Source organism: Mesoterricola sp. JemC181 (assembly GCF_055384585.1).
The window spans coordinates 4,911,884-4,926,254 of the sequence record NZ_AP045076.1 but is presented as its reverse complement, the minus strand read 5'-3'; the positions used below and the strand labels follow the sequence as shown (position 1 = coordinate 4,926,254).

Sequence of the window (14,371 nt, the reverse complement as noted above, 5' to 3'; positions counted from 1 at the left end):
GGTCGTTCAATCAGTGCCCGATCGGTTTCCCTGCAGCCTGCAAGCGCACCAGGCTGGCGGCGAGCTTGGCCTGGGCCACGTCCAGCTCGTCCTCGGTGTCGGCATCCTTGATCATCTTCAGGGCGCGGACCCGGGCGGCCTCGGCGCGGTCGGCGTCGATCATGTCCACGGTCTCGCTGATGCGGGCCAGGATGGTCACGTGGTCGGGGCCCACTTCCGCGAAGCCGCCGAAGACCGTGAGCCAGTGCTTCTGGTCGTTCTCGGTGTAGTAGACGAGGCCGGTGCCCAGGGCCGTCACCAGGGGGGTGTGGCCGGGCAGCACGCCGTAGTAGCCCAGCTCGGCGGTGGGGAACTGCACCTCCGAGACGTGGGCGGAAAAGACCCGGCGTTCGGGGGTAAGCACTTCGAGGAGGATGGAGTCGGTCATGGCAGCCTCAGGCCTGGGCCAGCTTTTCCGCCTTCGCCGCGGCCTCTTCGATGGTGCCGACCATGTAGAAGGCCTGCTCGGGGAGGTGGTCCCACTTGCCGTCGCAGATCTCCTCGAAGCCGCGGATGGTCTCCTCCAGCTTCACGTACTTGCCGGGCATGCCGGAGAAGGTCTCGGCCACGTGGAAGGGCTGGCTGAGGAAGCGCTGGAGCTTGCGGGCGCGGGCCACGGCGAGCTTGTCGTCGTCGGAGAGCTCGTCCATGCCCAGGATGGCGATGATGTCCTGGAGCTCCTTGTACTTCTGCAGGATGGCCTTCACGCGCATGGCGGTGCCGTAGTGGCGCTCGCCCAGCACGCGGGGGTCCATGAGGCGGGACGTGCTGGCCAGGGGATCCACGGCGGGGTAGATGCCCAGGGCGCTCAGCTCGCGGGAGAGGTTGGTGGTGGCGTCCAGGTGCGCGAAGGTGGTGGCGGGCGCGGGGTCGGTGTAGTCGTCGGCGGGCACGTACACGGCCTGCACGGAGGTGATGGAGCCCTTCTTGGTGGAGGTGATGCGCTCCTGCAGCTCGCCCATCTCGGTGGCCAGCGTGGGCTGGTAGCCCACGGCGGAGGGCATGCGGCCCAGGAGGGCGGAAACCTCGGCGCCGGCCTGGGTGAAGCGGAAGATGTTGTCGATGAAGAGCAGCACGTCCTTGCCCTCGGCGTCGCGGAAGTGCTCGGCGACGGTGAGGCCGGTGAGGGCCACCCGGGCGCGGGCGCCGGGAGGTTCGGTCATCTGGCCGTAGATGAGGGCCACCTTGCTCTCGGCGATGTTCTCCTTGTTGATGACGCCGGAGTCCATCATCTCGACCCAGAGGTCGTTGCCCTCGCGGGTGCGCTCGCCGACGCCGGCGAACACCGACAGGCCGCCGTGGCCCTTGGCCAGGTTGTTGATGAGCTCCATGATCAGCACGGTCTTGCCCACGCCGGCGCCGCCGAAGAGGCCCGTCTTGCCGCCCTTGGCGTAGGGCTCCAGGAGGTCGATGACCTTGATGCCGGTCTCGAACATCTCGGCGGTGGTGTTCAATTCGTCGAGCTTGGGGGCCTCGCGGTGCATGGGCAGCGTGGTCTTGTTGCCCAGGGGGCCGCGCTCGTCCACGGGCTTGCCCACGACGTTGATGATGCGGCCCAGCGTCTCCGGGCCCACGGGCACCTGGATGGCGCTGCCGGTGTCGACCACCTTCTGGCCGCGCACCATGCCCTCGGTGGGCTCCATGGCCACGCAGCGCACGCGGTTCTCGCCGAGGTGCTGCTGGACTTCGAGCGTCACGGTGGTGGTGACGCCGTTGGCGTCGGTGATGTCGGTGAGGATGGCGTTGAGGATCTCGGGGAGGTGGTTCTCCTCGAACTCCACGTCCACGGCGGGGCCGATGATGGCGATGACGCGGCCTTGCTTCATTTGACTCATGTCGGACCTCAGGGCGAAAGGGGATTGATCAGGCGTTGGCGCCGGACACGATCTCGATGATCTGGTTGGTGATGGAGGCCTGCCTCAGCTTGTTCATGTTGAGGGTGAGGCGGGCGATCATGTCCTCGGCGTTGGTGCTGGCCTTGTCCATGGCTGCCATGCGCGCGCCGTGCTCGCTGGCGGAACTCTCCAGCAGGGCGTGCAGGAACGTGGTCTCGATGAAGCGGGGCAGGAGGGCGTCCAGAACCTTGGCGGGGCTGGGCTCCAGGAGGGGAGGCACGGCCTCGTCGGCGTGGGCGGGGATCTCCATGGGGAAGATGCGCAGCGTCGTGGGCACCTGGGCGAGGGCCGAGGCGAAGTAGTTGTGGATGACGTACAGCGCGTCGATCTCGCCGGCCTCGTACTGCTTCGCGGCTTCCACCGCGATCTCCTGGGCCAGGGCCGGGAGCCCGGCCAGGGCGATGCCGGTGCGGTCCGCGGCGTAGGCCATGCCGCGCTTGCGGGCCCAGTCCGCGGCGCGCTTGCCCACCGCGTCCAGGTGGACGATCTTCGAGCCGGTGGTGGTCACGAAGGCCGTGGCCTGCTTGAGCACGTTGGCGTTGAAGCCGCCGCAGAGGCCCTTGTCGCTGGCGATGACCACCAGGCGGATGTTCTTCTCCTCGCGGGGGGCGAGAAAGGCCTGGGCGATGGGGCTGTCGACGGAGGCGCCCAGCTCTTCCGAGCGGGTCACCACGTTGCGCACCACGTCCAGCATCTTGGCGGCGTAGGGGCGCAGGGCCAGAAGGCTTTCCTGGGACTTCCGCAGCTTGACGGCGGAAATCATCTTCATGGCCTTGGTGACCTGCTGGGTGTTCTTCACCGACCGGATCCGGCGGCGAATGTCCTGTAGGCCGGCCATGGGTTATGCTCCCGCGGGCTGGTTGAGCGAAGCCTGGAAGGTCTCCTTGAAGCTCGTCACCTGGACCTTCAGGGCGGCCTTGGTCTCGTCGGAGATGACCTTGGTGTCCCGGATGGCCCGGAGCAGCTCGGGAGCGTTGATGTCGAGGTACGAGTGGAGGCCGGACTCGAACTTCCGGCACTGGTTGACCGGCAGGTCATCCAGGAAGCCGGCGGTGGCGGCCCAGATGGTGACCACCTGCTTCTCCACGGGCATGGGCACGTACTGGGGCTGCTTGAGGATCTCCACCAGCCGCTGGCCGCGGTTGAGCTGGGCCAGGGTGCCCTTGTCCAGGTCGGACCCGAACTGGGAGAAGGCCGCCAGCTCGCGGTACTGGGCCAGCTCGAGCTTGATGGAGCCGGCCACCTGCTTCATGGCCTTCACCTGGGCGGCGCCGCCCACGCGGCTCACCGAGATGCCCACGTTCAGCGCGGGCCGGACGCCCGAGTTGAAAAGGTCGGATTCCAGGAAGATCTGGCCGTCGGTGATGGAGATGACGTTGGTGGGGATGTAGGCGGAAACGTCGCCGGCCTGCGTCTCGATGATGGGCAGGGCCGTCAGCGATCCGCCGCCACGCGCCTTGCTGAGCTTGGAGGCGCGTTCCAGCAGGCGGGAGTGGAGGTAGAACACGTCGCCGGGGTAGGCTTCGCGGCCGGGAGGGCGACGCACCAGGAGCGAAATCTCGCGGTAGGCCACGGCCTGCTTGGAGAGGTCGTCGTAGATGGCGAGGACGTGCTGGCCGGGGTTGTCGGCGGAGGCTTCCTTGCCGTCCACGCCGTGCCACATGAAGTACTCGCCCATGGCCGCGCCGGTCATGGGGGCCAGGTACAGCAGGGGCGCGGGCTCGGAGGCCGTGGCGGCCACCACGATGGTGTGCTTCATGGCATCGAAGTCTTCCAGGGTCTTCACCACCTGGGCGACCGTGGAGCGCTTGAGGCCGATGGCCACGTAGATGCAGATGACGCCCGTGTCCTTCTGGTTGATGATGGCGTCCAGCGCCACGGCGGTCTTGCCGGTCTGGCGGTCCCCGATGATCAGCTCGCGCTGGCCGCGGCCGATGGGGATGAGGGCGTCGATGGCCTTCAGGCCGGTCTGCATGGGCTGGCTCACGGACTCGCGGTCCACGATGCCCGGGGCGATGCGCTCGATGGGGTTGCGGCCGGCGGAGGCGATGGGGCCCTTGCCGTCGATGGGGTTGCCGAGGGCGTCGATGACGCGGCCCACGAAGGCCGGGCCCACGGGGACGCTCATGATCTTGCCGGTGCGCTTGACGGTGTCGCCTTCCTTGATGGCGGCGGTCTCGCCCAGCAGGATGATGCCGACGTTGTCCTCCTCCAGGTTGAAGGCCAGGCCCTTCACGTCGTGGGGAAGCTCCAGCAATTCGCCGGCCATGACCTTCTCGAGGCCGTGGGCCCGGGCGATGCCGTCACCCACGCTGATGACCGTCCCGATCTCGGAAACGTCCACCTGGGCGTCGAAGCCTTCGATCTGGCTGCGGATGATGCGGGAAATCTCTTCCGCGCGAATGTCCATGCGTTCCTCCGAAATTCCGGGACGGGGTTAGGCAGAAAGGAGCTTGGCCTTCAGGAGCCTGAGCTGGCCCTGGAGGGAGGCGTCGTAGACGGTGGAGCCCACCTGGACCTTCACGCCGCCGAGGATGGCGGGATCCGGCTGCCAGCGGAACCGGATGGTCTTGCCGGTGCGCTGGGCCAGGGTGGCCGTGAGGGCCGTGGTCTGGGCCCCGGTGAGGGGCTGGGAGCTCTGCACGCGGGCTTCCACCACGCCCGTGGCCTGGTCGACGAGTTCCGAGTAGGCCTCGGCGATCTCGTGGACCAGCGGCAGGCGAGCGGCCTTGGCCACCACCTGGAAGAACGTGCGCACGGTGGCGCTCATCTTGCCCTGCTCGAGGATCGCGTCGAAGGCCGCGGCCTTGCGGGACGGGGCCAGGAGGGGGTAGAAGGCCAGGCGGGTGAGGTCGGGGTTGGCCTTCACCAGGGCGGAGATCTCCGTGAGCTCCTCCCGGTAGGCGGCGAGCTTGCCTTCCTTCTGGGCCAGATCCGCGAGGGCCTTGGCGTAACGGCGAGCGACGAGGCGGTTGCTCACTGGGCACCTCCGACCTGCTGGATGGACTGGTCGATGACGCGGGCGGCCACGTCGCCGGTCACCTGGTTCTGGAGCCGGCGGCTGGCGCCCTCCACGGCCAGGGTGGCCACCAGGGTGCGCAGCTCGGCTTCGGCGGCGCGCTTCTGGTAGTCGATGTCGGCGGCGGTCTGGGCCCGGATCTGGGCGGCCTCGGCCTGCGCGGACTGGATGATGCGCTCCTTCTCCGCCTCGGCCTCGGTCTCGGCCTTGGCCATGATGCCGGCCAGCTCCGCCTGGAGCCCGGCCATGCGGCCCTCCAGCTCGGCGATCTGGGCGTCGGCTTCGGCGCGTTCGCGCTCGGCCTGGCTGAGCTTGTCCTCCAGCTCCTTGGCCCGGGCCTTGAAGGCGCTGGACAGGGCGCCCTTCAGGAGGAGGAAGAGCAGCCCCGCGAAGAGGGCGAAATTGAAGGCCTGGATCCCGAACTGGCCGGCCTTGCCCAGCTCCATGCCGAAGAGCTTGAAGGGGACGTGGTGCGCTCCCCCGTGCCCTTCGCCGGTGGCCTCATGGCCGCCCTCGTGGGCCGCTGCGGCCTCATGGCCGGCCGGAGCCTCATGGCCTTCGGGCTTTGCTTCATGCCCTTCAGGCTTGGTTTCGGGCTTGGCCTGGGCGTGGCCGGCGGGCTCCTGGGCCCGCAGGGCGGGCGTTCCGGAAGCGAGGCCGCAGAGAAGGGCCAGGAAGACGAACGGTCGGAGGATTTTCATCATGCCTGCCGGAGAAGATGGGAAACCATGGATTCGGAAAGGGCTTCCACCTGGGTCATGAGATCGGCCTTGGCCGATTCCTGCGTGGCCTTCAGTTCGGCCAGGGCGCGCTCCCGGTGTCCCGCCGATTCGGCGCGGGCCTTGTCCAGCAGGGCCTCCTTCTCCGCGGACGCGGCGGCGGAAAGGCTCTTGCGGTGCTCGAAGGCCTTGGCCCGGAGCTCCTTGAGACGGGCGGCATAGTCCGCCTGGCGCTCCTCCACCAGGGCGGCGGCCTCGGCCCTGCGGCTGGCGCCCGACTGGATGGCCGTTTCGCGGTCGTCCATGACCTGGATGATCGGCTTGAAGAAGGCGTATTTGAGGAAGATGAAGAGGGCCGTCACCAGGACCATCACGAAGACGAGGGTCCCCGGATCGATCTTCATGGGATCCGGCAGCGCGTCCATGAAACCCTGGGGCTCGCCTGCATGAAGGATCCCTGCCCCGCCAATCGACATCAGAACATCAGGTAGCACGGATTCCTCCAATTGGCCTGCGTTTCCCCTCAACTCGGACCGCCCGGGGCGCAGGAAGGAAGGTCCTAGATAAGGGAGCCAGACATTCTCTCAACTTCGCAGTCATACCTCAAGCCAGGGATTTAGCCTTGACGCAGCGGGTGTCACGTGAGAGTATCAATGTTCGGCGATACGGGCGATTAGCTCAGTCGGTAGAGCAGCTGCTTTACACGCAGCATGTCGGCGGTTCGAGTCCGTCATCGCCCACCAGAAATGGTGCTTTGAAAACCAGGGGTTGTAGCTCAGTCGGTTAGAGTGACGGCCTGTCACGCCGTAGGTCGCGGGTTCGAGCCCCGTCAGCCCCGCCAGTAAAAGGAAGCGCCCTCGTCATGAGGGCGCGACTTTTTTAGGGAGCCACCCTCATGAAACTCCCCATCGTAGCCCTGTGTGGTCGTCCCAACGTGGGCAAGTCTACTCTTTTCAACCGACTGACCCGGAGCCGGGCGGCACTCGTGCACGATCTGCCGGGCATGACCCGGGACCGGAGCTACGGGCGGGTGACCTGCCTGGATGAGCTCGGCGATCCCACGGAGGTGTTCGAGCTGGTGGACACCGGCGGCCTGGACTTCGACGGGGCCGACGTGATCACCATGGGCATCACCCGCATCGCCGAGGCGGCCATGCAGGAGGCCCACGTGCTCGTCCTCATGGTGGACGCCCACGACGGCTGGAATCCCGACGACGCCGAGATCGCCACCCGCATCCGGGTCCAGGGCAAGCCCTCCATCCTGGTCATCAACAAGATCGACGGCGTGCGGGGCGGGTCCCCGGACAGCGCCTTCTACGAGCTGGGCTTCGACGAGGTGCACATCCTCTCCTCCGCCCACGGGGACGGGGTGCCCGAGCTGCTGGAGAGCATCAAGGCCCACCTCCCCTTCCACCGCACCCCCGAGGAGGCGGAGATCCACGATCCCGGCGACGAGCTGCGCTTCGCCGTGGTGGGCCGCCCCAATGTGGGCAAGTCTTCTCTGGTCAACAAGTTCCTGGGCTACGAGCGGAGCCTGGTGAGCGACGTGGCCGGCACCACCCGGGATACGGTGGACACGGTGTTCCAGGTGGAGGAGCGCATCTACCGCCTCATCGACACCGCCGGCATCCGCCGCAAGGGCAAGACCAACGAGGGCGCCGAGAAGCTCTCGATCCTCAAGGCCAAGCAGGCCATGGCCCGCGCCGACGTCTCCCTGCTCCTGGTGGACGCGGTGGAGGGGGTGACCCACCAGGACGCGGTCATCGCGGGCTACGCCCACGACGCCGGCGCCGCGGTGATCATCGTGGTGAACAAGTGGGACCTGGTGGAGAAGGACACCTTCACGTCGCTGTCCATGGAGGACAAGATCCGCCAGGACCTGGGCTTCCTGCAGCACTCGCCCATGATCTTCGTGTCGGCCCTCACGGGCCAGCGGGTATCGAAGATCTTCGCCCTCATCCACGAGGTGGCCGACGCCCACGCCCGGCGCATCCCCACCAGCAAGCTCAACAATTTCCTCCGGGAAGCCGTGTCGAACTTCCCGCCCGCGGCCACCGAGGGCCTGAAGCCCAAGCTCTACTTCATGACCCAGGTGGGCACCCGCCCCCCCAGCTTCGTCATCAAGACCAACACCGACCGCGAACTGCACTTCAGCTACCAGCGCTACCTGGAGAACCGCCTGCGGGAGCAGTTCGGGTTCATCGGCACCCCCATCCGCCTCGCCTTCCGCAAGCGCGGGGTGGGCGAGGGCCAGGACGAAGGCACTGCGAAGGTCCGGAGGATCCTGGATCCCGGAGAGGGGCTGAAGCCCAGCCGGAGCGCCGAGGCCAAGTCCCATTCCTCCCAGGGGCCCTCCACCCGGTCCCGCACCTTCCACCGGCCCAAGGCCGAGGGCGAGGCGGACGAGCCGCGCGCGCCCCGCACGCCGAAGGCTCCCGCCAAGCCGGCCAGGCCCGCGGCCACCCGCCCGGTCCGGGCGACCAAGGCCGCTCCCGCCAAGGGCCGAGCGTCCAGGGGCGTGAAGGGGCTGTCGGCCACCCGGGCTGGGCACTCGGCCAAGCGGCAGGTCAGCAAGAAGAAGTAGGAATCGATGCGATGCAGGAGGGGGCCTGCATGGCCCCCTTCTCTTATCCCTTTTCCATCCCCGTCCATCCCCGTTCATCCCCGGCGAATAGAACGCCGGGTGCTTCGGTCCCAGCGTTTCGGCAGCATCCTTGGCTTTCAATCGCCGGGGATGAACGGGGAGTGCGCCAGGCCAAGCCTGGGCGAGGAGGATGGATGACCTAAGACAGACTGAAACCTCGCAATGGAGCCCAGCGGGGAGGCAGCAAGCCCCGCCCGGCAAAGCTGGCCAGCAGCCGGAACCGAGTCTTGCGTGGGGAAGGGCGACCGACCTCGTGAAGCGTAGACAGGGAGTGCATGGGCCGTGTGATGGAGCCCCGAAAGCATCCAACCGTGGGAGTCGACGCCGTTCTCCGATCGGAAGACAGCACCCGAAGGTCGCAAGGGCCTGACCGTAGGGTCCCACCGGGGTCATAGAGCAGGGCACGTGCACAGGGGTTCCCCAGGAACCTGGGAGATCCAGCCATCTCCGCCAACAACCCAGTGGTGAGGGAAGCCACGTAAAACGAACCCAGGCTCGCCGGGGGGTGCCGCCCCCGGCGGGAGCGAACAGCCGGCACAGGGCGGTACCGCAAACTGAAGGAAACGAAGGAGCGCGGGAGGGGTGGCCGGAAGTCGGAGCAGCTCATAGTAGCGATGATCGCGGGGAACCGGGCCGCCGGGACCCGCTGGAGCCAAGGAGCTGCCGGATCACGGAACCGTTGAAGGGAAAGATAATGGGTGCAATGACATCCAACAGCGTCTCCACGAAACAACAACGGATCGCAGAACTGGCCAGGATCCACCCGGAGGTGGCTTTCACCTCCTTGGCCTACCACATGGACCTGGACTGGATGAAGGAAGCCTTCGGGCGCACCCGCAAGGATGGGGCGACCGGGGTGGACGGCGTGACGGGCAAGGAATACGGGGAAAACCTGGAGTCCAACCTCCAGAGCCTCCTGAACCGGGCTAAGAACGGCGACACCTACAAGGCCCCTCCAGTCCGGAGAACCTACATCCCGAAAGGGGATGGCAGCCAACGCCCCCTGGGCATTCCCGCCTTCGAAGACAAGGTCCTGCAAAGGGCCGTGGTGATGGTGATGGAACCGCTCTATGAGCAGGACTTCCTGGACTGCTCCTACGGGTTCAGGCCCGGGCGCTCCGCGCACATGGCGCTGGAGGCGATTTGGCAGGGGTTGATGGACATGGGGGGAGGCTGGGTGCTTGACGTGGATATCCGTAAGTATTTCGATACTTTGGACCACGGGAAGCTGCGGGAAATCCTTGACCTGCGGATGAAGGACGGCGTTCTGAGGCGCCTGATCGGCAAATGGCTCAACGCGGGCGTGCTGGAGAAAGGATGCATCACGCACCCGGAAACCGGCTCGCCCCAGGGCGGGGTGGTCAGTCCGATGCTCGCCAACATCTACCTCCACGAGGTGCTGGACGTGTGGTTTGAAAGGGAGGTCAAGCCCCGACTCCGGGGTCGGGCCTTCCTGGTGCGCTACGCGGACGACTTCGTGATGGGCTTTGCCCAGGAGGAGGATGCCAAGCGGGTTATGGAAGTCCTGCCCAAGCGGTTCGAGCGGTATGGCCTGACGATCCACCCGGATAAGACCCGGCTGGTGGAGTTCTGGAAGCCGAGGGAGCCCAGGGACCCCAATGGGGGACCAGGCCACTTCGACTTCCTGGGATTCACCCACTACTGGGCCACGGCCAAGAACGGCCGGTGGGTGGTGAAGCGGAAGACCGCGAAGAGCCGGATGAGTCGGGCGCTCACGAAGATCGGGGAGTGGATGGCCAAACACCGCCACCTCCCGGTGCGCGAGCAATGGCGGACGATCAACCAGAAACTGGTCGGTCACTTCAGGTATTACGGGATCACGGGGAACTCCAGGGCCCTGGCGCACTTCCGCTATGAAGTTGGGCGAAGGTGGCGTGGATGGCTCAACCGGAGGTCCCAGCGGGCCCGCATGACCTGGGATCGCATGAACAAGCTTCTGGCTCGGTTCCCACTGGCCCCAGCCATCAGTTACGCATCGAAACTACGTCCTCAGCGACCGTGACGAGGAGCCGGATGCGGTAGTCCCGCACGTCCGGATCTGAGGGGGGCCGGGGGCGCAAGCTCCCCGGCCTACCCGACTGGGCGGGGATAAAAAAAGATATAAAAGATGTTATTGCAATCCATGCCCAGGCCGGCCTAGAGCGTGCCCTGGATGATCCCCCCGTCCACCTGGATGGAACTACCCGTCAGGTAGCTGGCTCGCTCGCTGCACAGGAAGGCGATGACGTCGCCGATCTCCTCCGGCCGCCCCAGGCGGCGCACGGGGATGGAGGCGTTGGCCTTCTCGAAGTAGTCCTCCACGGTGGTGCCGTCCTTCCGCGAACGCACCTCGGCCAGGTGGAGCTGGCGGTCCGTCAGGACGTGGCCGGGCAGGAGGGCGTTCACCAGGACGTTGTAGGGGCCGAACTCGGTGGCCATGGTCTTGGTGAGGGCGGACAGGCCGGCGCGCAGGGCGCTGCTGATGGTCAGGAGGGGCACCGGCTGCTTGGCCACCAGGGACGTGATGTGGACGATGCGGCCCCACTTCCGCTCCCGCATGCCGGGCAGGACGAGGCGGGACATGCGGACCACGTTCAGGAGGGTGCTCTGCACGCCGCTCTCCCACTGGGCCTCGGTGAGGTCCAGGAAGGTGGCGGCGGGGGGGCCCCCGGTGTTGGTGACCAGGATGTCCACCTGGCCGAAGGCGGCGAGGGTCGCCTTGAACCAGTCCTCGATCTCGGCGGGGTTCGTGACGTCGCAGGGGACGGCGAGGACGGAGCAGCCCAGCTCGGCCCTGGCGGCCTCCAGGGCGGCCCGGTCCCGGCCGCAGATGGAGACCCGGCAGCCCTCCTTCACCAGGGCGGCCGCGGCGGCCTTCCCCAGGCCCTTGCTGGCGGCCGCCACCATGGCCACGCGGCCCGTGATTCCCAGTTCCATGGCTGCACCTCCCGAGGTTCCCAGGCTGCCACGATCGGGGCGCGGCCGGAAGCTGTGACTTGGGAGGAAGACAAGGGGGGGCCGGTCCTGTAGCCTGGATCCAAACCACTTTCCCCGGGAAGCCCCATGACGGAAGCCATCAGAAGATCCCTGCGCGATTCGGTCCTGGCCCGATGGACGTCCCTGCTCATCGTGTCGTTCACGATGCTGTGCGGGTACTACGTGGCCGACGTCCTGTCCCCGCTCAAGCCCCTGATCGAGCAGCAGCTGAAGTGGACCAGCGCGGAGTACGGGTTCGTCACGGGAGCCTACGCCTGGTTCAACGTCTTCCTCTTCATGCTCATCTTCGGCGGCATCATCCTGGACAAGATGGGGGCACGGTTCACCGGCATCCTCGCGAGCTCGCTCATGGTGATCGGCTGCGGGATCAAGTGGTGGGCGGTGAGCACGCACGCCCTGGACGGGACCATGGTCCCGCTGGTCCACGTCAAGGGCCAGGTCATGGCGGCCTCGCTGGGGTTCGCCACCTTCGGGGTGGGCATCGAGATCGTCGGGGTCACGGCCACCAAGGTCATCGCGAGGTGGTTCAAGGGCTACGAGATCGCCCTGGCCATGGGGCTCCAGGTGGGCACGGCCCGCATCGGGACCGGGCTCGCCATCGGCCTGGGCGGGCCCATCGCGGTCTACTTCAAGTCCGTGGGGGCGCCCATCCTCGTGGGGGTCGTGCTCCTGGGCGTGGGCCTCGTGGCCTACTTCTTCTACTGCGCCATGGACCTGAAGCTGGACCGGACCGAGGGGGTCGACACCCAGGGCGTGGCCGAGGAGGATGCCTTCCGCCTGTCGGACATCGGCGAGATCCTGCGCATCCGCGGGTTCTGGTACATCACCATCCTCTGCGCCCTCTTCTATTCGGGCGTCTTCCCCTTCCTCAAGTACGCCCCGGACCTCATGGTCCAGAAGTTCCACGTGAAGGAGAGCCTGGCCGGCTCCATCCCCAGCATCCTCCCCTACGCCGCCATGCCGCTGACGTTCCTCTTCGGCAGCTACTACGACCGCAAGGGCAGGGGCGCCACCCTCATGGTCATGGGCTCCGTGCTCCTGGTGGCCGTGCACTTCGTGTTCACCGTGCCGCTGCTCAACAGCTGGGTGGTGGCCCTGGTCGCCACGATCTTCCTGGGCTTCGCCTTCGCCCTGGTGCCTTCCGCCATGTGGCCCTCGGTGCCCAAGTTCATTCCCCACCGCCAGCTGGGCACGGCCTACGCCCTGATCTTCTGGACCCAGAACCTGGTGGCCCTGTGGGGCGTCCCCTACCTCATCGGGTACGTGCTTGACCGCTATTGCATCGTCGGCACCCGGGTGGTGGACGGCGTCAGCAGCCCGGCCTACAACTACGCCCTGCCCATGATGATCTTCACCTGCCTGGGCGTGCTGGCCGTGGTGTTCGGCCTGCTCCTGAAGATGGAGGACAAGGCCAAGGGCTTCGGCCTCGAGCTCCCCTGCCAGGAACGGTAGCTACAGCAGGTTCGTCCAGGCCCCGCCGTTGTGGACCTCGACGCATCCCTCCCGCTCCAGGAACTGCTTGGCGATGCCGGACCGGCCCCCGCTGGCGCAGAAGACGATCACAGGCCGGCCGGGATCGATCTCGGCCACCCGGAGCTGGAGCTGGTCCAGGGGGATGTTGACGCTGCCGGGGACGTTGCCCTGGCCGTACTCGGCCGGGGTCCTCACGTCCACGAGCTGGGCGCCTGCGGCTTTGAGCTGGTCGAAATCACCCACGGGGTTGGCCTCCACGGAAGAAGAGCAGGATCTGCTTGACGATGAAGAGGATCCCCCAGACCAGGGCCAGAACGAGCACTGCCTTGCCCAGGTACATGGGATCCTTTCCTAAGATGCTTTAGAAGATATCCTTGTTCCGTTCCCGGAGGCGATCCCATGACCAGCATCGAAGAAAGGGCCCGGGCCATCCGCCTCGTGTGCACCGACGTGGACGGGGTGCTCACCACCGGGGCCCTGGTCTACGGCACGGATCCCCGGCACACCAAGGCCTTCAACGTGCGGGACGGGGCCGGGATCAAGTGGCTCCAGCGGTTCGGGATCCCGGTGGCCTTCATCTCGGGTCTGGATTCCCCGGCCACGATCCACCGGGCCTGGGATCTGAAGGTGGAGGACTGCTTCGTGGGCCACCTGGCCAAGAAGCCGGTGCTGGACCAGCTCTGCGCCAAGTACGGCCTGGCCCCGGAGGAGGTCGCCCACGTGGGCGACGACCTGGCCGACCTGCCCCTGCTCACGCGGGTCGGCCTCGCCTGCTGTCCCCGGGACGCCGTGGCGGAAGTGCGCGCGGCCTGCCATCTGGTCGTGCCCGTGGACGGCGGTGCGGGCGTGGTGCGGGCCGTGGCCGAGGCCATCCTGCGGGCCCAGGGGCACTGGGACGAGGTGGTGGCCTCGTACTGAAGTAGACTGGAGCCACTTCCATAGGATCCGCCATGCACGCCGTCCATAGGACACTGGCCATCACCTCGGGAATCCTCCTGGCCTCCGCGCTCTGGGGCCAGGAGGCCGAGCCCTCCACCCTGGGCCTCCAGCTGCGGGGGAGCTTTCCCGAATCGGGCCTGGGGGATGCCGTGGGCGGCGGGAACGCGCCGGGGGTGGGTATCAGCCTCGTGATGGAGAACGACCTGGCCGAGTACTACCCGGGCTGGCGGTACCGCGTGGCCCTGGGCATGGACTTCTGGTTCTGGGGCAACCTGACCAAGCTCCCCGGCTCCGCGGGCAAGGTGTCCGTGGGCCACCTCAGCGCCGAGGCGGTGCGGATGCTGCGCCCGGCCAGCCCCAAGGGCCCCTACCTGGTGGCGGGCGTGGGCATCTACGAATGGTCCTGGTCGAAGTCGGACCCGGTGCTGGGCAAGGTGGACCAGAAGGCGGGGCACATGGCGGGCACCTTCGGGTTCGGGTACCGCTGGACGCGGTCCCTGGACTTCGAGGTCAAGGCCCTCATGGGCAAGATGGACCCCGACACCACCGCGGTGGCCATCATGGCCGCGGCCACGTACCGGTTCTAGGGCTGCCGGCAAAGCCCGGGGCTTCCTGGACACAGGATGAAGGGGGCGCTCAAGGCCGG

At 67.2% G+C, this 14,371-nt stretch carries 14 protein-coding genes and 2 tRNA genes; 7 read left to right on the top strand and 9 right to left on the bottom strand.

Translation table 11 applies throughout. From position 1 onward, the window contains the following. Positions 1 to 10: 10 nt before the first annotated feature. From atpC to ACZ5MC_RS21430, 7 genes are read right to left on the bottom strand one after another with little or no spacing between them, the layout of a single operon-like run. On the bottom strand, positions 11 to 427 hold the full coding sequence (atpC, locus tag ACZ5MC_RS21460) for an ATP synthase F1 subunit epsilon (RefSeq protein WP_464516746.1): 417 nt from the start codon (positions 425 to 427) through the stop codon (positions 11 to 13). A gap of 7 nt (positions 428 to 434) precedes the next feature. Then, positions 435 to 1,865 carry a F0F1 ATP synthase subunit beta gene (gene atpD / locus ACZ5MC_RS21455; protein WP_464516745.1) on the bottom strand — a complete coding sequence of 477 codons (1,431 nt, stop codon included), beginning with the start codon at positions 1,863 to 1,865 and terminating at the stop codon, positions 435 to 437. Between the two features lie 37 nt (positions 1,866 to 1,902). Next, positions 1,903 to 2,772, bottom strand: coding sequence for an ATP synthase F1 subunit gamma (gene atpG / locus ACZ5MC_RS21450; RefSeq protein ID WP_464516744.1), 870 nt, complete (start codon positions 2,770 to 2,772; stop codon positions 1,903 to 1,905). Between the two features lie 3 nt (positions 2,773 to 2,775). Then, entirely contained in the window at positions 2,776 to 4,344 is a 1,569-nt protein-coding gene (gene atpA, locus ACZ5MC_RS21445) for a F0F1 ATP synthase subunit alpha (RefSeq protein ID WP_464516743.1), read from the bottom strand. 27 nt (positions 4,345 to 4,371) lie between these two features. Further along, positions 4,372 to 4,914 (bottom strand): ATP synthase F1 subunit delta, encoded by a 543-nt coding sequence (atpH, locus tag ACZ5MC_RS21440; protein WP_306597946.1) that lies wholly within the window; start codon positions 4,912 to 4,914, stop codon positions 4,372 to 4,374. Further along, the gene (gene atpF / locus ACZ5MC_RS21435; protein WP_464516742.1) at positions 4,911 to 5,654 is read right to left on the bottom strand and encodes a F0F1 ATP synthase subunit B; all 744 of its coding nucleotides are present in this window, start codon (positions 5,652 to 5,654) and stop codon (positions 4,911 to 4,913) included. Before atpF ends, atpH begins: the two co-directional genes overlap by 4 nt. Further along, the gene (locus ACZ5MC_RS21430) at positions 5,654 to 6,097 is read right to left on the bottom strand and encodes an ATP synthase F0 subunit B (RefSeq protein ID WP_306597944.1); all 444 of its coding nucleotides are present in this window, start codon (positions 6,095 to 6,097) and stop codon (positions 5,654 to 5,656) included. The genes atpF and ACZ5MC_RS21430 overlap by 1 nt, the downstream gene beginning before the upstream one ends. 242 nt (positions 6,098 to 6,339) lie before the next feature. Here ACZ5MC_RS21430 and ACZ5MC_RS21425 point away from each other — a divergent pair. The 4 genes from ACZ5MC_RS21425 (at position 6,340) to ltrA (ending at position 10,339) form a co-directional block, all read left to right on the top strand. Continuing rightward, positions 6,340 to 6,415: transfer RNA gene (locus tag ACZ5MC_RS21425), tRNA-Val, on the top strand. Positions 6,416 to 6,436: 21 nt separating this feature from the next. Continuing rightward, positions 6,437 to 6,513: transfer RNA gene (locus ACZ5MC_RS21420), tRNA-Asp, on the top strand. A gap of 54 nt (positions 6,514 to 6,567) precedes the next feature. After that, complete coding sequence (gene der / locus ACZ5MC_RS21415) at positions 6,568 to 8,256, top strand: ribosome biogenesis GTPase Der (RefSeq protein ID WP_464516741.1); 1,689 nt, start codon at positions 6,568 to 6,570, stop codon at positions 8,254 to 8,256. Between the two features lie 754 nt (positions 8,257 to 9,010). Further along, entirely contained in the window at positions 9,011 to 10,339 is a 1,329-nt protein-coding gene (gene ltrA, locus ACZ5MC_RS21410) for a group II intron reverse transcriptase/maturase (protein WP_464516197.1), read from the top strand. A gap of 134 nt (positions 10,340 to 10,473) precedes the next feature. On the opposite strand, the gene ACZ5MC_RS21405 is transcribed toward ltrA, so the two are convergent. After that, positions 10,474 to 11,253 carry an SDR family oxidoreductase gene (locus ACZ5MC_RS21405; protein WP_464516740.1) on the bottom strand — a complete coding sequence of 260 codons (780 nt, stop codon included), beginning with the start codon at positions 11,251 to 11,253 and terminating at the stop codon, positions 10,474 to 10,476. Positions 11,254 to 11,379: 126 nt separating this feature from the next. Between ACZ5MC_RS21405 and ACZ5MC_RS21400 the strand changes: the two genes are divergently transcribed. Beyond that, on the top strand, positions 11,380 to 12,765 hold the full coding sequence (locus tag ACZ5MC_RS21400) for an MFS transporter (protein ID WP_306597939.1): 1,386 nt from the start codon (positions 11,380 to 11,382) through the stop codon (positions 12,763 to 12,765). Here the strand turns inward: ACZ5MC_RS21400 and ACZ5MC_RS21395 are convergent, their stop codons facing one another. Further along, a complete protein-coding gene (locus ACZ5MC_RS21395) occupies positions 12,766 to 13,029 on the bottom strand; it encodes a rhodanese-like domain-containing protein (RefSeq protein WP_306597938.1) in 264 nt (87 codons plus the stop codon). 156 nt (positions 13,030 to 13,185) lie between these two features. Between ACZ5MC_RS21395 and ACZ5MC_RS21390 the strand changes: the two genes are divergently transcribed. After that, complete coding sequence (locus tag ACZ5MC_RS21390; RefSeq protein ID WP_464516739.1) at positions 13,186 to 13,704, top strand: KdsC family phosphatase; 519 nt, start codon at positions 13,186 to 13,188, stop codon at positions 13,702 to 13,704. 32 nt (positions 13,705 to 13,736) lie between these two features. Beyond that, positions 13,737 to 14,312, top strand: a complete 576-nt coding sequence (locus tag ACZ5MC_RS21385; protein ID WP_306597936.1) for a hypothetical protein — start codon at positions 13,737 to 13,739, stop codon at positions 14,310 to 14,312. Positions 14,313 to 14,371 lie beyond the last annotated feature (59 nt).